This is a genomic window from Arthrobacter sp. AL05 (assembly GCF_029960715.1).
In the GTDB taxonomy this organism is placed as follows: Bacteria; Actinomycetota; Actinomycetes; order Actinomycetales; family Micrococcaceae; genus Arthrobacter.
The window spans coordinates 94,381-115,203 of sequence record NZ_JASBRC010000010.1 but is presented as its reverse complement, the minus strand read 5'-3'; the positions used below and the strand labels follow the sequence as shown (position 1 = coordinate 115,203).

General features: G+C 65.9%; 16 protein-coding genes and 1 tRNA gene. 13 read left to right on the top strand and 4 right to left on the bottom strand.

The features are described from left to right. Positions 1-266: 266 nt before the first annotated feature. Both QK287_RS13295 and QK287_RS13290 read left to right on the top strand, forming a co-directional pair. Complete coding sequence (locus QK287_RS13295) at positions 267-419, top strand: hypothetical protein (RefSeq protein WP_226776226.1); 153 nt, start codon at positions 267-269, stop codon at positions 417-419. Between the two features lie 26 nt (positions 420-445). After that, positions 446-904 (top strand): SRPBCC domain-containing protein, encoded by a 459-nt coding sequence (locus QK287_RS13290; RefSeq protein WP_348774848.1) that lies wholly within the window; start codon positions 446-448, stop codon positions 902-904. Positions 905-996: 92 nt separating this feature from the next. On the opposite strand, the gene QK287_RS13285 is transcribed toward QK287_RS13290, so the two are convergent. From QK287_RS13285 to QK287_RS13270, 4 genes are all read right to left on the bottom strand, one after another. Beyond that, positions 997-1,701: a hypothetical protein gene (locus tag QK287_RS13285; RefSeq protein ID WP_282360385.1), complete on the bottom strand. Its 705-nt coding sequence runs from the start codon at positions 1,699-1,701 to the stop codon at positions 997-999. 165 nt (positions 1,702-1,866) lie between these two features. Then, positions 1,867-1,942: transfer RNA gene (locus tag QK287_RS13280), tRNA-Lys, on the bottom strand. 117 nt (positions 1,943-2,059) lie between these two features. After that, positions 2,060-3,262 (bottom strand): PQQ-dependent sugar dehydrogenase, encoded by a 1,203-nt coding sequence (locus QK287_RS13275; protein WP_282360384.1) that lies wholly within the window; start codon positions 3,260-3,262, stop codon positions 2,060-2,062. A 46-nt stretch (positions 3,263-3,308) separates the two neighbouring features. Continuing rightward, complete coding sequence (locus QK287_RS13270) at positions 3,309-4,298, bottom strand: hypothetical protein (protein WP_282360383.1); 990 nt, start codon at positions 4,296-4,298, stop codon at positions 3,309-3,311. Between the two features lie 104 nt (positions 4,299-4,402). On the opposite strand from QK287_RS13270, the gene QK287_RS13265 reads away from it, so the two are divergent. The 11 genes from QK287_RS13265 (at position 4,403) to QK287_RS13215 (ending at position 20,771) form a co-directional block, all read left to right on the top strand. Further along, positions 4,403-5,341 (top strand): LysR family transcriptional regulator, encoded by a 939-nt coding sequence (locus QK287_RS13265; RefSeq protein ID WP_226776223.1) that lies wholly within the window; start codon positions 4,403-4,405, stop codon positions 5,339-5,341. Between the two features lie 128 nt (positions 5,342-5,469). Beyond that, entirely contained in the window at positions 5,470-7,191 is a 1,722-nt protein-coding gene (gene ilvD / locus QK287_RS13260; protein WP_282360382.1) for a dihydroxy-acid dehydratase, read from the top strand. Between the two features lie 373 nt (positions 7,192-7,564). Continuing rightward, the gene (locus QK287_RS13255) at positions 7,565-9,463 is read left to right on the top strand and encodes an acetolactate synthase large subunit (RefSeq protein WP_226776221.1); all 1,899 of its coding nucleotides are present in this window, start codon (positions 7,565-7,567) and stop codon (positions 9,461-9,463) included. Between the two features lie 2 nt (positions 9,464-9,465). After that, on the top strand, positions 9,466-9,978 hold the full coding sequence (gene ilvN / locus QK287_RS13250; RefSeq protein WP_226776220.1) for an acetolactate synthase small subunit: 513 nt from the start codon (positions 9,466-9,468) through the stop codon (positions 9,976-9,978). 127 nt (positions 9,979-10,105) lie between these two features. Beyond that, positions 10,106-11,131, top strand: coding sequence for a ketol-acid reductoisomerase (gene ilvC, locus QK287_RS13245; RefSeq protein WP_226776219.1), 1,026 nt, complete (start codon positions 10,106-10,108; stop codon positions 11,129-11,131). Between the two features lie 116 nt (positions 11,132-11,247). Further along, positions 11,248-12,843 carry a phosphoglycerate dehydrogenase gene (serA, locus tag QK287_RS13240; RefSeq protein WP_282360381.1) on the top strand — a complete coding sequence of 532 codons (1,596 nt, stop codon included), beginning with the start codon at positions 11,248-11,250 and terminating at the stop codon, positions 12,841-12,843. A gap of 205 nt (positions 12,844-13,048) precedes the next feature. Then, positions 13,049-15,838 (top strand): FtsX-like permease family protein, encoded by a 2,790-nt coding sequence (locus QK287_RS13235; protein ID WP_282360380.1) that lies wholly within the window; start codon positions 13,049-13,051, stop codon positions 15,836-15,838. 38 nt (positions 15,839-15,876) lie between these two features. After that, positions 15,877-16,602: an ATP-binding cassette domain-containing protein gene (locus QK287_RS13230; RefSeq protein WP_226776242.1), complete on the top strand. Its 726-nt coding sequence runs from the start codon at positions 15,877-15,879 to the stop codon at positions 16,600-16,602. A 10-nt stretch (positions 16,603-16,612) separates the two neighbouring features. After that, complete coding sequence (gene metG / locus QK287_RS13225) at positions 16,613-18,178, top strand: methionine--tRNA ligase (protein ID WP_226776216.1); 1,566 nt, start codon at positions 16,613-16,615, stop codon at positions 18,176-18,178. Between the two features lie 282 nt (positions 18,179-18,460). Then, positions 18,461-19,513, top strand: a complete 1,053-nt coding sequence (locus tag QK287_RS13220; RefSeq protein WP_282360378.1) for a 3-isopropylmalate dehydrogenase — start codon at positions 18,461-18,463, stop codon at positions 19,511-19,513. Between the two features lie 145 nt (positions 19,514-19,658). Further along, positions 19,659-20,771, top strand: a complete 1,113-nt coding sequence (locus QK287_RS13215; protein ID WP_282360376.1) for a branched-chain amino acid aminotransferase — start codon at positions 19,659-19,661, stop codon at positions 20,769-20,771. The last annotated feature ends 52 nt before the right edge of the window (positions 20,772-20,823 follow it).

Sequence of the window (20,823 nt, the reverse complement as noted above, 5' to 3'; positions counted from 1 at the left end):
AGCCAGGTCCTTGGAACATCGCTGCCAATGCTGCGGTGACTTTGCCGCAGCGGTGTTTTGCGAGGACTGCGATCCGCACGTGCCCCTTGGGGCTACGTCCGCCCGCCAACCCTCCGGCGCGCCGGTCACAAAGAGCGAACCCGCCCGCTAACCAGGGCCCGTGTTTTACGAGCCCGTGTTTTACGGGACCGTGTTTTTGCGGGACCCTGCCTCCACGGCGCCGTGTCCCTCGGCGGCGCTGGTGCCCGCCGCCGTAGGCTCAAGGGATGGATGCACACCCGATGGCGGAGCTGGACGGGCAGACCTCGATCAACGAGCTGCTTGACGAGCCCGTGGGCGCGTCGCCGGTCCAGTTGACGCTGCCAATCCACTTTCAAATGCCCGCAATCCGGCGGGAAAGTTCCGGTGCCTTCAGTTAAGGGAGCCTGCTCGGTCCGCTGGGCCGCTGCGGCACGCGCATAGACTGCGTGTTATCGACGAGAGCTACGTCGCCACGTCGACGATCACGATCGGTGCCACGCCGGAGCGGGTCTGGTCCGTGATCACAGATCCCGCGGCGATCAAAGAATTTATGTTCGGCACGGATGTTGTGACCGGCTGGACGGTGGGCGGACCGATCCGCTGGCGCGGAACCTGGCAGGGCAAAGACTACGAAGACAGGGGCGAGATTCTCGAACTGAAGCCCGGCCGCAGTTTGGTCACAACGCATTTCAGCCCGCTGACCGGCCAAGCCGACGTTCCGGCGAACTACCACACACTCACGTGGACGCTGGAGGGAGCCGCTGGCTCAACCCGGCTCACGCTCACCCAGGACAACAACGACAGTCCTGAAGCAGCAGCCCATTCCCAAGGCATGTGGGATAGCCTCGTGCGGGCCGTGAAGGCGATCGCCGAACGCGGCTAAGGCGACACCACACGATCCCGGAACGCCGCCAAGAGCGGTCAAATCCACAAATGCGGGCGGCTGGCTGGTAGCGGTCCGCCGGGCAGCCTGCTTTAGACCCCGTCCGGGAAGGTGAACGCCGCCGGCATAGGTGACGGCGCCACACCGTGGTGGAGGACGATTTCGTCGTGGGCTTTCAGGACGACGGCTTGGACGGGGGCTTCCTGCTTGGTGCCGTTTACGGTGACTGACCAGTCGGCGATAGCCGAATGGGCGGACCCCGGGGTCTGGTCGGTGCCGTCCAAGACGCCCCATTCGGCAAGCAGCTGGCTGAGCCGGTAGGTTTCGCCGGCGACCGGTGCCTCAATGTGGATGATGCCGGACTCGTCATGGGTGTGCAGGGACGAGATGCCGTCCGGTTTGCCGTCAGCGCTGAAGCTGAAACCGATGTCCGCGGGGATCGTAACGGGCTTGCCGTCCACATAAATATCCAGGTGGGCGTGGAAATGCTCGGCCGCACCTTCGGCGTTCAGCACTTCCAAGCCCGATGCGTTGATCCGATCGGCGCTGCCCTTTCTCTCCAGCTCCCAGCCGGTGGCTGCTGCCGCGGCGGCGGGGGACCCCGGTGTGGCTGCCTCGCCGGTAGTGGATACCGCAGTTCCGGGTGGGGGAGCCGCGGTTGAACAGCCGGAGACGGCAAAGGCGATGCCGGCCAGGGTCACTGCGAGCGGGCGGAAGTTCTGCACGGGACTGCTTTCGGTCGGGACCAGGGACGGACGCCCCGTGATCGTCCCGGCCCGGGCGGGTCGGACGAACATCGCGGCGGTCTGTGCGGGCCGGAAACGGCGTCGTTGGGACAACGGTTAGGGCCAGGTTCCCAGTATTGCCGGGTTTTGCCCCTGAGCTGATCCCCGGGGGCCAAGTCGGGCAAAAGAAAACCCCGCCCTAACGGCTTTTGGCCAGTTAGAACGGGGTTTTCTCGGTGGTGCACCCCCCGGGACTCGAACCCGGAACCCATTGATTAAGAGTCAATTGCTCTGCCAGTTGAGCTAGAGGTGCAGCTGTTGTTGGTGTTCATTGCGGGGTTTTTGTTCCCGCGTTGTTCTCCGCAACGACATGAAACTCTACACGACTTTGGGCAGGGTGTGAAATCGGCTGGTGTGGTGCGTCCCGGGGCTAAACTGGCAGCGCCAAAACCAGCACAAAGTCGGGGTTTTTATTGTTGCTGAGCACCCAGAGGCGGCCGTCCGGAGCCAGGGCGACGTCCCTGATCCTCCCGTACATCCCCGTGAAATAGCTCACAGGGTCGCCGGCGAACTCACCGTTCAGCGGCACCGCCCACACCCGTTGCCCCCGCAACGCGCCCAGATAAGCCGTCTCGCCGACGATTTCGAGCCCGCTGGGAGACGAATCCGCCGTCGAGGGCCACACCACCTTCGCGTCCAGGAAGCCGGCACGGTGCGGGGAGCCGGTGACCTCCGGCCAGCCGTAGTTGCCGCCGGGCACAATCAGGTTAAGTTCGTCGTCGACATCCGGGCCGAATTCGCTCGCCCATAGCCGGCCGGAGCTGTCCCAGTCGAGTCCCTGGACGTTGCGGTGGCCGAGGCTGTACACCGGGTTGCCGTCGAAGGGATTACCCGGGGCCGGTCGTCCGTCGGGCGTGATGCGCAGAATCTTGCCTCCGAGGGCCTTCGGGTCCTGCGGCTGGCCGCGGCGCTGCGAATCGCCGGTGCCGACGTACAGCTGGCCGTCCGGTCCGAACCGGATCCGGCCACCGTTGTGTGTGCTGGCCTTGGGAATTCCGGTGAAAATGACTTCCGGGACACCCAGCCGCAGGGCTCCGGTGTTGCCCTCAATTCGCAGCCTGGCGATCCGGTTGTCACTTTCGGCGGTGAAGTAGGCGTAGAGGTACCGGTCCCTCGCGAAGTCCGGTGACACAGCCAGGCCCAGCAGCCCGCCTTCGCCGCCGGGTACGACGTCGGGCACTTTACCCAGCGTGCCGGCCGGCCCGTTTCCGGCCCCGGGCGCGATGGTCCGCAGCAGGGCAGTGTCCCGTTCGGAAATGACGGCGGTTCCGTCCGGCAGGAAGACCGTGGACCACGGCAGCCGGAGCTCGGCGTTGAGCTGTCCGGCAACCGTCGGCTGGTCCGTTGTGGGCAGGGGCCCTGCCGGGCCGCTGCCGGCCGGCAGGCTGGAGCTGGACAGGGGAACCGTGCCCGCGGGAGCGGTAGGACCACTGTGGCCGGGCGTGCAGCCGCTCAGCAGGACCGCGACGCCCGCAGCCAAGGCCGCCCGATGCCATCCATGCCGTGGGCGGGCGGCCGGCGGAGCGGGGTGAGCGTACAGGAGTGCGTCCCGCCACACGCCGATCGCCGTCATCTGTGCCCCTGGGCCGGTTCCCTGCTTCTCACGTGCCCGGAGCTCGCTAGTGCCGAGTCCGTCGCGGAGCTCGGAAACCGGCCGCTTCGGCGTGCGCCGGGGACAGGAACCAGACCTCGGCGACGGTCTCCTCGAAGGACGGGCTGGTCTCGTCGTGATAGACCATCGACGAGGCGTTGCCCTTAACCGTGAAGCCCTCCGGGCCGCTGCCGTCCGGAGCCGGCGCTGCCGATCCCTCGCCATAGGGCTGATCGACAGCGAGATGGCCGGCTGGTTCGGCGCCATGGCCGGCAGCGGTTTCCGAGGCGGCCGAAGATGCTGCCGACTGGCGGGTGTCGGCCGCAGAAATGCCGGTGTCGGCCGCGGCAGTTAGGGTGCTGGCCTCGGCAGCAGGGGAACCGGCCGTTGACTGCGCAGGCGGCACTGCCGCTGGCGCCGGCACGGTGTGTGCCTCGGCTGCCTCGACGCTTGCCTCAGTTGCCTCAGCTGCCTCGACGCTTGCCTCAGTTGCCTCCGCCGGTTCCGCCGATTCAGTTGCTTCCGCCGCGGCCGACTCGGCGCCGGGGAGGGTAGGCGCGTGGGGTTGGGTGTATTCAGGGTGGTGCACGGGCAGGCTCTCGGCGACAGCCGAAGCCTGCGCGGCCAGGTGCTCGGACCTGGCACCTCCGGCTGCGTCCGGGTGCACCATGCTGTGCGGCTCGGCCGGCGGTGTCTCTGACCATTGGGTTTCCCAATCCGCGCCCTGCTCGGCCGGGACTGTTTCGGCGGCAGCTGCGGGCAGGTCCGGCAGCGCCGGCTTGGGGGAAGCCGGAGCGGGCTCCGCTGCTTTCGACCCGGCGGCTGCGTCGCCCTCGTTGGAGGCTGCAGCCGGCGCTGCGGTGGCGGAGGCTGCAGCCGGCGTTGCGGTGGCGGGCGCATTGCTGGCGGGCGCATTGACGGTGGCGCCGGACTTGCCGCGCGAGCTGTTGCGGCCAAGCAGCCACCAGACGATCGCGACAATAACTGCAATGACAACAAGCCAGATAATCCAATCCATAGCAGAGCCTTTCTGTCCATAAGGCAAGGTTGCCGTTGCTTGACGGTACGTCGGCCCTGAGGCGGCTGTCCACCCGCCAAGCCGCCGGCCTGTAGCCTCTTTTCATGGATTTCAAGAGACTGCGTATTCTCCGTGAGCTCGCCGACCGCGGCACTGTCGGAGCCACGGCCGAGGCGATGAAGGTGACACCCTCTGCCGTCTCGCAGCAGCTCAAGACCCTGCAGGAGGAGCTGGGCGTGGTCCTGGTCGAGAAGTCGGGCCGGGGAGTGCGCCTCACGGAGGCCGGCCTCGCGATGGCGGGGGCAGCTGCAGAGGTATCAACGGCCCTCGCCCGGGCCGAAGCCACCATCGACACCTACCGGCGCGGCTGGCAAACGCACGTCAAGGCAGCATTCTTTCCAAGCGCCGCCGAGATGTTCCTCCCGGGTCTCCTGCACCGGGTAAAAGCCATCGACGGGCTCCGCTTCCAAGCCCATTTCGAGGATCCCAACGTGGCCGGGTTTGCGGGGCTGACAGCCGACTATGACATTGTGCTGGCGCACAGCGTCGATGGTCCGGATGTTTTTGCCCGGCTGGGCCTGACAGTGGTGCCGCTGCTGGAGGAACCCCTCGACGTTGCCATCCCCGAGGGCCATGCGCTCGCAGGCAAGGCGACGCTGCGGGCGGAAGACGTTATCGGCTTCCCCTGGATGGGAGTGCCGGAGGGGTTCCCTTTTGATACTGTCCTCCGCCAGATCGAAGTGCAGGCCGATTCCCCCGCCGACCGCGCCCAGCTCTTCCCCGACCTGCGGGTCCTTGAGGCCCTGGTCAGCGCCGGGCACGGGCTGAGCCTGCTGCCGCGTTACACGGCGCTGAAGAACCAGGGCAGGGGCTTCGTTCTGCGTCCGCTGGAGGGGGTCAAAGCCAGCCGCAGCATCGTTGCCCTCGCGCGTCCCGACGTTGCTGTCCGGACCACCATCCGGCAGGTGCTCACCATGCTCCAGGCCGAGGCGCAGTCAGTCGCCGCGGCCCCGGAGCTGCGTGACGCCGCTCACCTCAACTGATGCGCCATGTCCCGAGTATCCGCATAATGAGACAGCGGTCCATTATTTGGTCGCAATATTCCTGTTTTTAGGCTTAATGCGCTCTTTCGGGTCGTTGGGCGCGGCGGCTGAGCCCTAGACTTTGACCCATGAGTGAGGACACCCAAACAGCAACAGCCACCAAGCCGGATATCAAGCCCCGCAGCCGGGTCGTCACCGACGGGATTCACGCCGCCCCTGCGCGCGGTATGTTCCGCGCGGTCGGGATGGGCGACGACGACTTCGCCAAGCCCCAGATCGGCGTCGCGAGCTCCTGGAACGAAATCACTCCCTGCAACCTGTCGCTGAACAGGCTCGCCTCAGCCGTTAAGGAGGGTGTCCACGCCGGTGGCGGATTCCCGATGCAGTTCGGCACCATCTCCGTCTCGGACGGCATCTCGATGGGGCACGAGGGGATGCACTTCTCGCTGGTGTCCCGCGAAGTCATCGCCGACTCCGTGGAAACCGTGATGCAGGCCGAGCGCATCGACGGCTCAGTCCTGCTTGCAGGCTGCGACAAGTCACTGCCCGGCATGCTGATGGCTGCCGCCCGCCTGGACCTCGCCGCCGTCTTCCTCTACGCAGGCTCCATCATGCCCGGCTGGGTCAAGCTGGAGGACGGCTCCGAAAAGGAAGTCACCCTGATCGACGCGTTCGAAGCCGTCGGCGCCTGCGCCGCCGGCAAGATGAGCATGGAAGACCTGACCCGCATCGAAAAGGCCATCTGCCCGGGCGAAGGTGCCTGCGGCGGGATGTACACCGCCAACACCATGGCCTGCATCGGCGAAGCGCTGGGCATGTCCCTGCCCGGCTCGGCAGCACCGCCCTCGGCCGACCGCCGCCGCGACGCCTTTGCACGCAAGTCCGGCGAGGCCGTCGTCGAGCTCCTCCGGTTGGGCATCACCGCGCGGGACATCTTGACCAAAAAGGCTTTCGAGAACGCCATCGCCGTCACCATGGCCTTCGGTGGATCCACCAACGCCGTGCTGCACCTGCTCGCGATCGCCCGCGAGGCCGAAGTGGAGCTCTCGCTGGAGGACTTCAACCGCATCGGCGACAGGATCCCGCACCTGGGTGACCTGAAGCCGTTCGGCCGCTACGTGATGACCGACGTCGACAAGATCGGTGGTGTGCCGGTCATCATGCGCGCGCTGCTCGACGCCGGCCTGCTCCACGGGGACTGCCTTACCGTCACGGGCAAGACCGTTGCGGAGAACCTTGCCGAGATCAACCCGCCGGACCTGGATGGGAAGATCCTCCGGGCCATGGACAACCCCATCCACAAAACCGGCGGCATTACGATCCTGCACGGCACGATGGCTCCCGAAGGTGCCGTCGTGAAAAGCGCGGGCTTCGATGCCGACGTCTTTGAGGGCACCGCCCGCGTTTTCGAACGCGAACAGGGGGCCCTGGACGCGCTCGACAAGGGCCAGATCCAGGCCGGCGACGTCGTTGTTATCCGCTACGAGGGCCCCAAGGGCGGACCGGGCATGCGCGAAATGCTCGCGATCACCGGTGCCATCAAGGGTGCGGGCCTTGGCAAAGACGTATTGCTCCTGACCGACGGCCGCTTCTCCGGCGGAACAACGGGACTCTGCATTGGCCACGTCGCCCCGGAGGCCGCCGACGGCGGCCCCATCGCCTTCGTCCGGGACGGCGACCGGATCCGCGTTGACATTGCGGCCCGCAGCTTCGACCTGCTGGTGGACGAAGCCGAGCTCGAAGCCCGCAAGGTGGGCTGGGAGCCGCTCCCGGCCAAGTTCACCAAGGGTGTGCTGGCCAAGTACGCCAAGCTCGTGCACAGCGCCTCCACGGGTGCGTACTGCGGGTAGCAAGCACGTTGAACACCTGAACCCAACTAGCTCGCAGCTGAGGTCGTTTTGGACGCTCAAAACGGTACTTAGCTGCGAGTCAGTTGGGAGAATGTTCAGCAGGTGGACAACGATGTCCACATGGTGAGACAGTGCCCGGACTCGTTGACACGTGTCTCACTCAGAGGGAAAACTGAATGCATGATCGCATTCGTTACCGCTGGCGCCGCTGCAGGTGTCGTCGTCCTTACCAAGCGCGTGGCTCCATAGCCTTCACTGGTAACGAACCGTCACGCGCGAACCCCTCGAAGAGCCATCCGGCTGAGGGGTTTTTTTATTTCCGCACCACCAGATCACCGAAGATCCAACCGAAGATCCACTAAGGAAGAGTCCGATGAGCAAAGGATCGCCGATCAGCCCCTCGCTGATGGCCGCTAAGTCCGCTGGAGCCACCAAGGCTCCGGAACGCGTCGAACGCCCGGCCGACGCCGGCGTCGACACTGCTGCTGTCTCTCCTGTCCTTGGACCGAACAACGTCGTACCCCCGACGGTGATGACCGGTTCACAAGCAATTGTCCGCTCGCTCGAAGAACTCGGCGTGGACGATATTTTTGGTTTGCCCGGTGGCGCGATCCTGCCCACCTATGACCCCTTGATGGCTTCAAGAATGAACCACATTCTGGTCCGTCACGAACAGGGAGCCGGCCACGCCGCGCAAGGCTACGCCATGGTTACCGGACGGGTTGGCGTTTGCATCGCCACCTCGGGTCCGGGTGCCACCAACCTCGTTACCGCCATTATGGACGCCCACATGGACTCCGTGCCGATGGTGGCCATCACCGGCCAGGTTTCCAGCGGGGTGATCGGCACCGACGCCTTCCAGGAAGCTGACATCGTTGGCATTACCATGCCGATCACCAAGCACTCCTTCCTGGTGACCGACCCCAACGACATCCCGCACGTGATGGCCGAAGCCTTCCACCTGGCTTCGACCGGCCGCCCAGGTCCCGTGCTGGTCGACGTTGCCAAGGACGCCCAGCAGGGGCAGATGACCTTCTCCTGGCCGCCCAAGATCGACCTGCCTGGCTACCACCCGGTGCTCCGGGGCCACAGCAAACAGGTCCGCGAAGCCGCCCGGCTGATCGCGGCGGCCAGCAAGCCCGTGCTCTATGTAGGCGGCGGTGTGGTCAAGGCGCACGCCTCGGCGGAACTGCTGGAGCTCGCCGAACTCTCCGGTGCCCCCGTGGTTACCACCCTGATGGCACGCGGCGTTTTTCCGGACTCGCACCCGCAGCATGTCGGTATGCCGGGTATGCACGGAACGGTCTCCGCCGTGACCGCCCTGCAGCAGTCGGACCTGCTCATCACGCTGGGGGCACGCTTCGACGACCGGGTCACCGGTGTGTTGAAATCGTTCGCGCCAAACGCCAAGGTCATCCACGCGGACATCGATCCGGCCGAAATCTCCAAAAACCGCACGGCCGACGTACCGATCGTGGGGTCGGTCAAAGAGATCATCCCCGAACTCAGCGATGCCCTGCGCGCCGTGTTCGCCGCCTCCGGAGCCCCGGACTACACCAACTGGTGGGCCTTCCTGAACAACCTCAAGGAAACCTACCCGCTGGGCTGGACCGAACCCGATGACGGCCTCAGCGCACCCCAGCGCGTGATCGAACGGATCGGAGCCCTGACCGGGCCCGAAGGCGTCTACGTGGCCGGCGTCGGCCAGCACCAGATGTGGGCCTCGCAGTTCATCAAATACGAGCGTCCGCACGCCTGGCTGAACTCCGGCGGTGCCGGCACCATGGGCTACGCCGTACCGGCCGCCATGGGTGCAAAAGTGGGCAACCCGGACCGCGTGGTGTGGGCCATCGACGGGGATGGCTGCTTCCAGATGACGAACCAGGAACTGGCCACCTGCGCGATCAACAACATCCCGATCAAGGTGGCCATCATCAACAACTCCTCGCTGGGCATGGTGCGGCAGTGGCAGACCCTGTTTTACGAGGGGCGCTACTCGAACACCGACCTTAATACCGGCCACGGCACCATCCGGATCCCGGACTTTGTCAAGCTGGCGGATGCCTACGGCTGCGCGTCCTTCCGCTGTGACCGCGACGAGGACATCGACGCCACCATTCAGAAGGCCCTTGCGATCAACGACCGCCCGGTGGTCATTGACTTCGTGGTGAGCCCCAACTCCATGGTCTGGCCGATGGTCCCTGCCGGAGTCAGCAATGACCAGATCCAGGTTGCCCGCAACATGACCCCGGAATGGGAAGAGGAGGACTGAACATGACCCGCCACACACTGTCCGTTCTGGTCGAAGACAAGCCGGGTGTGCTAACCCGCGTCGCCAGCCTCTTCGCCCGACGGGCCTTCAACATCAACTCCCTGGCTGTCGGGCCGACGGAAGTCCGGGGGATGTCCCGGATGACCGTCGTCGTCGACGCCGACGGCGAGCTGATCGAACAGATCACCAAACAGCTCAACAAGCTGGTCAACGTGATCAAGATCGTTGAGCTCACCGCCGAATCCTCCGTGCAGCGCGACCACATCCTGGTCAAGGTACGGGCGGATGCCGCAAACCGGCTGCAGGTCACCCAAGCGGCCGACCTGTTCCGCGCATCAGTGGTCGACGTCTCTACGGAGTCAGTAGTCATTGAGGCTACGGGCCACCCCGAAAAGCTCGCCGCACTGCTTTCGGTGCTTGAGCCATTTGGCATCCGGGAAATCGTGCAGTCCGGCACCCTCGCCGTGGGGCGGGGATCCCGCTCCATGAGCGACAGGGCCCTGCGCAGCGCGTAAGGCCCCGCGCAAAACACACCCCGCGGCCCGCCCGGGCCGCGGACAGGCCTTGCCGCAGCACCACCAGCTTTCAAGATGTTCCACCGACAAGCACCACCCTAGATTCCACTCAAAAGGAGACACCCCAGTGACTGAAATGTTCTACGACGACGACGCCGACCTGTCGATCATCCAGGGCCGCACCGTCGCCGTGATCGGTTACGGCTCCCAGGGCCACGCCCACGCCCTTAGCCTGCGCGATTCCGGTGTTGACGTCCGCGTCGGCCTCAAGGAAGGCTCGGCGTCCCGCGCCAAGGCCGAGGCCGAGGGCCTGCGCGTCCTCAATGTCGCCGAGGCCGTTGCCGAAGCCGACCTCATTATGGTCCTCACCCCGGACCAGGTCCAGCGCCACGTCTACGCCGAGGACATCGCTCCGAACCTGCAGCCCGGAGACGCACTGTTCTTCGGCCACGGCTTCAACATCCGCTACGGCTACATCAAGCCCCCGGCCGACGTCGACGTCGCCCTCGTTGCCCCCAAGGGCCCGGGCCACATCGTCCGCCGCGAGTTCGAAGCCGGCCGCGGCGTGCCGGACCTGATCGCCGTCGAGCAGAACCCGTCCGGCAAAGCCAAGGAACTGGCACTCTCCTACGCGAAGGCCATTGGCGGCACCCGTGCCGGCGTCATCGAGACGACCTTCACCGAAGAGACCGAAACGGACCTCTTCGGCGAGCAGGCCGTTCTCTGCGGCGGGGCCTCACAGCTGGTCCAGTACGGCTTCGAGGTTCTCACCGAGGCAGGTTACAAGCCGGAGGTCGCCTACTTCGAGGTGCTGCACGAGCTCAAACTGATCGTGGACCTGATGGTTGAAGGCGGCATCGCCAAGCAGCGCTGGAGCGTCTCCGACACCGCTGAGTACGGTGACTACGTTTCCGGCCCGCGGGTGATCACCCCGGATGTGAAGGAAAACATGAAGGCTGTCCTGGCGGACATCCAGGACGGCACCTTCGCCAAGCGGTTCATCGACGACCAGGACGCCGGAGCCCCGGAGTTCAAGGCGTTGCGCAAGAAGGGCGAGGACCACCCGATCGAGGCCACCGGCCGGGAACTGCGCAAACTGTTCTCCTGGATCAAGAACGAGGACGACTACACCGAAGGCTCAGTGGCCCGCTAGGCACTGACCGGCAGGGGAGCCGGACACCATTTCTGGGGTCCGGCTTCCTTGCTGTACAGATTCACCCGATTCACCAAAATCCCCACCTGAATACAAGAGAGCTAAAGAGGTCACCGGTGACAAGCACCAAACCTGTAGTACTCCTCGCTGAGGAACTTTCGCCCGCCACGATCGAGGCCCTGGGCCCGGACTTCGAGATCCGGCAGACCGACGGCGCCGACCGTTCCCAGCTGCTCTCTGCGATCGTCGACGTCGACGCGATCCTGGTCCGCTCGGCCACCCGGCTGGACGCCGAAGCCATCGCCGCCGCGAAGAACCTCAAGGTGATCGCCCGCGCCGGCGTGGGACTCGACAACGTCGACATCAAGGCCGCCACCCGGGCCGGCGTGATGGTAGTGAACGCACCCACCTCAAACATCGTCTCCGCCGCGGAGCTCACCGTCGGGCACATCCTGAGCCTCGCCCGGCACATCCCGCAGGCCAGTGCCGCACTCAAGGCCGGGGAGTGGAAGCGCTCCAAGTACACCGGCATCGAACTCTTTGAGAAGAAGATCGGCATCATCGGCCTGGGCCGGATCGGCGCCTTGGTCGCCGCCCGCCTCAAGGGCTTCGACACCAAGATCCTCGCCTACGATCCCTACGTGACCTCGGCCCGCGCCGCCCAGCTTGGTGTGCAGCTGGTGACCCTGGACGAACTCCTTGCGCAGTCGGACTTCATCACCATCCACATGCCCAAGACCCCGGAAACGGTCGGTATGCTCGGTGCCGAGGCCTTCAAGAAGATGAAGAGCACCGCGTACGTCGTCAACGTCGCCCGCGGCGGTCTTGTTGACGAGGAAGAGCTCTACGCAGCACTGGAGTCCGGCGAAATCGCCGGCGCCGGCGTCGACGTTTTTGTCACCGAACCCAGCACCGGCCTGCCGTTCTTCAAACTCGACAACGTGGTGGTCACCCCGCACCTGGGCGCGTCCACCGACGAGGCGCAGGAAAAGGCCGGCGTGTCGGTCGCCAGGTCGGTCCGCCTGGCCCTGGCCGGGGAACTGGTTCCCGACGCGGTAAACGTCGCCGGCGGCGTGATCGCCCCCGACGTCCGCCCGGGCATCGCCCTGATCGAAAAGCTGGGCCGGATCTTCACCGCGATGACACACGCCTCCCTCACCCAGTTCGACGTCGAGGTCGCCGGGGAAATCTCGTCCCTCGACGTCAAGGTCCTTGAACTCGCGGCCCTCAAGGGTATCTTCGCCGACGTTGTGACCGAACAGGTCTCCTACGTCAACGCCCCCGTTATCGCCGAGCAGCGCGGCATCAACGTCCGGCTGATCACCACGCCGGAAACCGAGTCGTACCGCAACGTCCTGACCCTGCGCGGCGCCCTGAGCGACGGCAGCCAGATTTCCGTCGCCGGAACCCTGACCGGGCCCAAGCAGATCCAAAAGCTGGTGGGGATCAACGGCTTCGAGGTGGAGATCCCGATCAGCGAACACCTCGTGGTTGTTGCCTACTCGGACCGCCCCGGCGTGATCGGAACCATCGGCCACATCCTGGGCATGAACAACATCAACATCGCAGGAATGCAGGTTGCGCGGCAGGACGAGGGCGGCCAGGTGCTGGCCTTGCTGACCATCGACAGCTCCGTTCCGCAGCAGGTGCTGGACGCCATCAAGGCCGGAATCGGCGCTGACGTGGTACGCGAGGTCGACCTCGAGGATTGATGACCTGAGGGTGCTCACGGCGGCGGTTCCGGCCGCCGCCGTGGCCACAAACACATGGCTGGCCTGCGTACAATGGCTAGGTCCGACTTTCGGATCCGGCCGGCAGTCCGGCCCTTACTTTTTTTGCACACCCGGCAGGGGACGCCTTCACTTCCGCAGGGAATGAACTTCGGTGTGCGCACGCAATCCAGCTTTCAGGAGCCCAATGAACGCCGTCCAGAGGTTCATCAGAAGCCGAGTGCTTCTGCTGACCGCGTCCATTTTGATCGTGGCCATGTGCCTTTCGGTCCTCGTGCAGGGACAGTCGCAGGCTGCCTTGAACCGCACCGTTGACCAGAACTCGCGCGGGCTCTATGACGTACTCGTCCAGGCCAAGGCTGACGATAACGGCGGGCTGATGCAGCCGGATATCGCCACCGGCCAGGGCGGCATCAGCTTCGAGCAACTGGACGCGCTCCGCAAGCTCACCGGAACCTCGGTAGCGGCCCCGATCAGCCTCGTCTCACGGGTCACCCAGAACCTTGAGGCCCCGCGCCTGGATGCCACCGACTACCTGGGCTACAACGCCGGGCTCGCCGGCACCGCCGGAGACCCCAGCGCCACCGATCCGAGCAAGTGGCCGGCCGCGGAATCGGTCCTGCCCGGCACGCCGAAAAAATACCGGCTCACCGCCAGCGCCGTCAGCTCCGACGGGCACTCCGAGGAGACCCTGTTCAAGACCACCGCCGAGGGATCCCTCGGCAAGGCGAAGCTCGTCGAAGAGGTAGTCGCCGGCGGCAAGAACGTCCGCATCGCAGGCCCCGCGGGTGAAACCGGCATCAAGTTCCCGGCCCCGGCTGGCGGTTCCGAGCACAGCCTCTTCGATCTTTCCGTCTCGCTGCCCGCCGCGCCCCAGGTGACGGAGTCCGTCGTCGCCGTTGACCCCGTCGCCGAACGTGCCCTGCTGGGCAGCGCCGGCGACTTCCTTGCTCCCCTGGAGAAGGCCCCGCCCGCCGACGCCCGCAATGCCGGCGCCATCGGCCGCCACTTCGAGAGCCTCTTCACCACCGGTATCGGCATGGACGAACTCAAGGAAGGCCCGGACTTCCTCGGCGTCAAGCTCAAGTACTGGGCCCCGCTGATGAGCCAGTACCAGCAGGCCAAGCGCAACGGACTGCTGACCGCGGACTCGCAGGCGATCCCGCTGATTGTCCGCTCCGGTACCTCCCTGGACCTCAAATACTCCGTCAAGATCGAAGAAATCGACGCCGCCGGCAACGTCACCAAGGACGTGGGCACCGCGACCCGTTCCCTGGACAAGGACTATCTCCCGTTCGTCTCCAAGGCGCCGTTCGCGCTCGACTGGCCCGGCTCCAAGGACCTGTCCCAGCTGCTCGGTGACACCGGAAGCTTCAGCCAGGGCCTGTACAACCCCGCCACCTGGAGTACCGACTTCGCCGCGGCCCCCAAGTACAAGGACGGTGCCACCGCCGGCAACGGCGCCGTGGACAAGACCGCGATCCCCGGCGACTGGGTCACCGTGAACCGGCTCCCCGAAAAGGCCGCCGACGGTACAGCGGTGGACCAGACGCAGCGCAAGCCCGTCGATGAGCGCTCCTACCGCGAGAACCTGGAGACCGGCAAGAAGCTCGCCACTCCGCTGGCGATGGTCTACGGCACGTTCGACGCCGAGCAGGTCAAGGCGGCCGCCGGCGACGTCAACCGCCTGCCGCTGGGCGGCTACGATCCCACGCCGTTCACGCTCACCAAGGATGCTGCCGGCAAGGACGCCGGGAACACCGAGCTGAAGCCTTCACTGAGTGCCACGGGCCTGGCGAGCCAGTCCGCCGGCGCCATCACCGACTACTACGGCCTCGCCGCCGCACGCGGCTACGAGGACAACGCCTCCGTCATCGACGCCGTGCGCATCAAGGCCAAGGCCCCCGGCAGCTGGAAAGAGGCGCAGCCGGAGGTGGAGAAGCTGGCCAACGAGATCCGGGACATGGGCCTGCAGGCAACAGTTGTGGCCGGCTCGGCCCGCGAGGACGCCAGCATCTTCGTCCCCGGCTACTCCAAGGACGACGCCGGCAAGGAGTCCCCGCTCGGCACCGTAGAGCAGTCGTGGGTGCGCCAGAACGCCGCGGACGCCGTCTCCGGCTCCCTCACCGCCACCAACCTGACGCTGCTCTTCCTGACCCTCTGCGGTGCCGCACTCCTGACCGGTGCCTCCACGGTCAGCTACGTGCGCAAACGCCGCAGCGAGGCCGGAACCCTGCGTGCCATGGGCTGGACCCAGCGCCGGATCCGGACCTGGGTGCTGGCCGAGTTCGGCGTCGGCGCCGCCCTCCTGGCCGTCGCCGGAATCGTCCTGAGCCTGCTCAGCTGGAATGCGGCCACCGCGATTGTCTCCGGCTCCGTGCTGGTGCTCTACGCAGGTGCGGCTTTCTTCGCCGCCCAGCAGTTGCGGCACCGCGAGGTGGTGGACCAGGAACCGCAGCACGATGAACGGCTGATCGCCGTGGACTCGCCGCTGACCTTCGCCAACCGGCAACTGAGCACCAACAAGTTCAACACGATTTCGCTGGCCGTCGCCGTCGGCGTCTTCGGTGCCGCGGTCGGCGGAATGGCCGCGCTGCTGATCGACATTCCCCGCGCCGCGGGGGCGAGTGCGCTCAGCGGCCTGGCCGCCGCCAGCATCGCTACCCCGAGCATCATCCTCGGGCTCTCCGGGGTGGCCGTGGGCTTGCTGCTGACCATGGTGACCGGCCGCTTCGAACTGCAGGCAAAGCGCCAGTACCTCGGCATCCTGCAGGCCATGGGCTGGAACCCGGACATGCTGGGGCAGGTCCGTTTCTTTGAAAATGCCATGGTGGGAACTGTCGCGCTGCCCCTCGGTGTCCTGGGTGCCCTGGGCGTGGGCCTCCTCCTGGCTCCCTATGCCGCGCTGTGGGCCGCTGTCGCCGGCTTTGTGGCTGTACTTTGCTGGATTCCAATTGCAACGAAAGTGGTCCGATGAACAACGACCTGAACCTTGACCGTGAGGCTCACGAGCGGATGACGGCGAGCACCCGCCGCGGTGCCCACCAGACGCGCGCCAACACGATCGTGAAGGCCGCGGACCACGCCACCCCGCTGGAGCTCAGCAACATCACCATCCACTATGGCGGCGGCAAAAGCGGTGCCGACGCTGTGAACGTGGTGGACGACTTCAACCTGACCCTGCACGCCGGCGAAATGCACTGCGTTGCCGGCCGCAGCGGTTCGGGCAAGACCAGCATCCTGACCGTCGGCGCGGGCCTGACCCTGCCGACGTCGGGCCGGGTGTTCTGGGAAGGCGACTCCCTCGAGACCATGGGCGACGACGAAATCGCCGACCGCCGCCGTGCCCTGATTGGCTACGTCGACCAGGGCGGTGCCTTGATCGACGGCATGAGCGCACTGGAGAACGTGCTGCTGCCCGCCGTGCCCGACGGCGAAGTGGACAAGCGCCGCGACATGGCCAAGGACCTCCTCGACCTCGTTGGCCTGGGCCGGCGGATGCGGCACCGCCCCGCCCAGCTCTCCGGCGGTGAGCGCCAGCGTGTGGCGATCGCCCGGGCCCTGATCCTGGGCACCCGCGTGCTGGTGGTCGACGAACCGACGGCCAGCCTGGACCGGTCCTCGGCCAACCGCATCATCAGCATCCTCAAGGACACCACCTCTGACGGAATCGCCGTCCTGGTTGCTTCGCACGACCACGAGCTTGTCCGCCAGAGCGATTCCCTCACCGAACTGATCTAGGCTGAAAACTGTGACAACTTCCGGGAAGACTCCCTTCTACATCACCACGGCCATCAGCTATCCCAACGGCGTGCCGCACATCGGACACGCCTATGAGGTCATTGCCACGGATGCGATGGCGCGCTTCAAGCGCCTGGACGGCTTTGACGTGTTTTTTATGACCGGCACGGACGAGCACGGCCTCAAGATGCAGCAGACGGCCGAGAAGGAAGGCATCCCGGTCAAGGAGCTGGCCGACCGCAACTCCTCCGCCTTCCGGCAGATGAGCGATGACCTCGGCATTTCGCTGAGCCGCTTTATCCGCACTACGGACTCGGATCACTACGCCGCCGCCACGGCGCTGTGGCAGCGGATGGAAGCCAACGGGGACATTTATCTCTCCAAGTACGCCGGCTGGTACTCCGTCCGGGACGAGCGGTACTTTGTGGCGGATGAGACCGAGGTGAAGGCCGACGGCGTCCGCTACGCCGCCGAGACCGGAACCGAGGTGACCTGGACCGAGGAGGAAAGCTACTTCTTTAAGCTTTCCGCCTACCAGGACCGGCTGCTGGCCCTGTACGCGGACCACCCCTCCTTTGGTGCCCCGCACAACCGCTTCAACGAGGTGGTCAGCTTCGTTAAGGGCGGACTGGAGGACCTGTCGATCAGCCGCACGTCCTTCGACTGGGGTGTCCCCGTGCCGGGCAACCCGGAGCACGTGATGTATGTCTGGGTGGATGCGCTGACCAACTACCTCACCGGCGTGGGCTTCCCCGACACCGAGTCGGAGGCGTTCCGGAAATACTGGCCGGCCGACGTGCACGTCATCGGCAAGGACATTTCCCGTTTCCACGCCGTCTACTGGCCGGCGTTCCTGATGTCCGCCGGGCTGGCACTGCCCAAGCGTGTGATGATCCACGGATTCCTGCACAACCAGGGCGTTAAAATGTCCAAGTCGCTGGGCAACGTTGTGGCGCCCGCGGACTGGGTGGCCCAGTACGGCCTGGACCAGGTGCGCTTTTTCCTGCTCCGCGAGGTGCCCTTCGGCGCGGACGGTTCCTACAGCCACGACGCGATCGTGGGCCGGATGAACGCCGACCTTGCCAACAACTTCGGGAACCTGGCCCAGCGATCGCTGTCGATGGTGGCAAAGAACTGCGACGGCGCCGTTCCCGTTCCCGGGGATCTCAGCGCTGCGGACGCAGCCCTGCTGGAGCAGGCCAACGGCTTGCTGGAGATCTGCCGCGCCGCGTTCGAAAAGCAGGAGTTCAGCCGCGCACTGGAGGCGGTGTGGGCTGTCCTGGGGGACACCAACGCCTACTTCGCCGAGCAGGCGCCGTGGGTGCTGCGCAAGACCGACGTCGAACGGATGAACACCGTCCTGTACGTAACGCTCGAGGTGCTCCGGATCGTCGCCATCCTCGCCCAGCCGGTGATGCCGGCAGCAGCCGGGGCCATCCTGGAGACCCTCGGCCAGCCCGAAGGGGAAGCTCGGGAATTTGCAGCGCTGGGCACCCCGATCGAAGCCGGCACCGCACTGCCCGCCCCGGCTCCGGTCTTCCCGAAGTACGAGGAGCCCGCCGAGGCGAAAGTCTGACCCCCTCCCGACGCTCCCGCAGATCCTGCGGTCATCGGGCCGACGCTCCCGCAGATCCTGCAGCAATTGGGGCAACGCTCCCGCAGGTCCTGCAGCAATTGGGGCAACGCTCCCGCACCTTCTGACCCGGAAGTGCGGGAGCGTTGCGCTTTCTCCTGTCGGAAGTGCGGGAGCGTTGCTGTTTTTCCTGCTGGAAGTGCGGGAGCGTCAGAAGAAGAAGAGGGCCGTTCGGATAATGAGACAACTTGACCAGCATGTGGATGACTTGGCTACGCTGGCACTATGAGTGCATCCACGATTGATCTTGCCGTTATTCCGGGCGATGGCATCGGCCCCGAGGTCACCGCCGAAGCCGTGAAAGTCCTAGAGAAGGCTGCCGCCGCCGAGGGCATTGTCCTGCGGCAGACGCAGTACCGGCTCGGCGCGCAGCACTGGCTGGAAACGGGGGAGACCCTGCCGGCGGAGATCCTTGCCGATCTGCGGACCCGCGATGCCATCCTCTTTGGTGCGGTGGGGGCGGCCCCGGGCGACACCAGGATCCCTTCGGGCCTGATTGAACGTGAACTGCTGCTCAAGCTGCGCTTCAGCCTGGACCACTTTGTGAACCTGCGTCCGTCCCGGCTGTACCCGGGGGTCGGCAGCCCGCTCGCTAGCCCCGGCGATATCGACTTTATTGTGGTCCGTGAGGGCACCGAAGGCCCGTACGTGGGCAACGGCGGGACCCTGCGCGCCGGCTCCCCGCACGAAGTCGCCACCGAGGTCTCGCTCAACACTGCCCACGGCGTGGAGCGAGTGGTACGGGATGCCTTCCGCCGGGCCAACGACCGCCCCCGCAAGAAGCTCACCCTGGTGCACAAGCACAACGTCCTGGTCTTCGCCGGGCACCTTTGGAAGCGCACTGTCGAGGCAGTGGCCCAGGAGTTCCCCGACGTGAGCCACGACTACCTGCACATTGATGCCGCCACGATCTTTATGGTCACGGACCCTGCGCGCTTCGACGTGATCGTCACTGACAACCTCTTTGGCGACATCATCACCGACCTTGCCGCAGCGGTCACCGGAGGCATTGGGCTCGCCGCCTCCGGAAACATCAACATGGAGCGCACCAGCCCGTCCATGTTCGAACCCGTCCACGGCTCGGCGCCGGATATCGCCGGCCAGCAGAAAGCAGATCCGACGGCGGCCATCCTCTCCGCCGCACTCCTGCTGGACCACCTCGGCTACGGCACTGCTGCCCGCAAAATCGAGGCGGCAGTTGTTTCCGACATCGCCGGCCGCGGCACCGCAGCGCGCAGCACCAGCGCGGTCGGTGACGCCATCGCCGCCGCCCTGTAGGCGCCCCCGGCCGGGCTCGGACGCGCCCCCGGCCCGGCCGGGTGGCTCCGCCAACGGGCGTAAGCTTGTTTCGAATCACCCATATGCTGCCGTGGTCCGACGCTGAACCACGTTCACACGCCAGGCAGCCGACCGTGGAGGAACCATGACTCAGACTGCCCATGGCGTCGAATTCACCCAGCAGCTCTCGGCAACCCCGAAGTCCGCTGAAGAACGTGCTGCCGTCCTGGCGAACCCGGGATTCGGCGACTATTTCACCGACCACACCGCCATCGTTGACTACAGCGTCGACGCCCAGGGCCAGGGCGGCTGGCACAATGCCCGGGTTGAGGCTTACGGTCCCATCTCCCTGGACCCCTCCGCGGCGGTGCTCCACTACGGCCAGGAAATTTTCGAAGGACTCAAGGCCTACCGGCACGCCGACGGCTCCGTGTGGACCTTCCGTCCCGAGGCCAACGCCGCCCGGCTGAACAAGTCGGCCCGGCGCCTGGCACTGCCGGAGCTTCCGGAAGAGTACTTCCTTGGCGCCATCCGCGAACTCGTCTCCGCGGACAAGGAATGGGTTCCCTCCGGCGACGGCGAAGCCCTCTACCTGCGACCGTTTATGATCGCCACGGAGGCCTTCCTCGGTGTCCGCGCCGCCCGTGAGGTCTCCTTCCGTGTCATCGCGTCCCCGGCCGGCAATTACTTCGGCGGCGAGCTCAAGCCGGTCTCCATCTGGATCTCCCGCGAATACGCCCGGGCGGGCCGCGGCGGAACGGGAGCCGCGAAGTGCGGCGGCAACTACGCCGCGTCGCTGATCGCGCAGCAGGAGGCCGAGTCCCACGGCTGCAAGCAGGTATTGTTCCTGGACCAGTTCAACGACAACGCCGTCGAAGAGCTCGGCGGTATGAACGTGTTCTTTGTGATGAAGGACGGCTCGCTGGTCACCCCGGCGCTGAGCGGAACCATCCTCGAAGGCATCACCCGTATGTCCGTCATTCAGGTGGCCAAGGACATGGGCCGGGAGGTCACCGAACGCAAGATCACGCTGGACGAGTGGCGCGACGGCGTAGCCTCCGGGGACATCGCCGAGGTCTTCGCCTGCGGGACCGCTGCCGTGATCACCCCGATCGGTGTGCTCAAGGACGAGACGGAGTTCATTGGCTCCGAGGCCGCCACGGCGGGTGTGACCACCATGGCCATTCGCGAGCAGCTCCTCGGCATCCAAACGGGCACCATCGAAGACACCCACGGCTGGCTGACCCGCCTCGCCTAAGCGGTAGCTGTCAGGCAACACGCAGCGTTCGACGGCGGCCCCCACCTTCCGG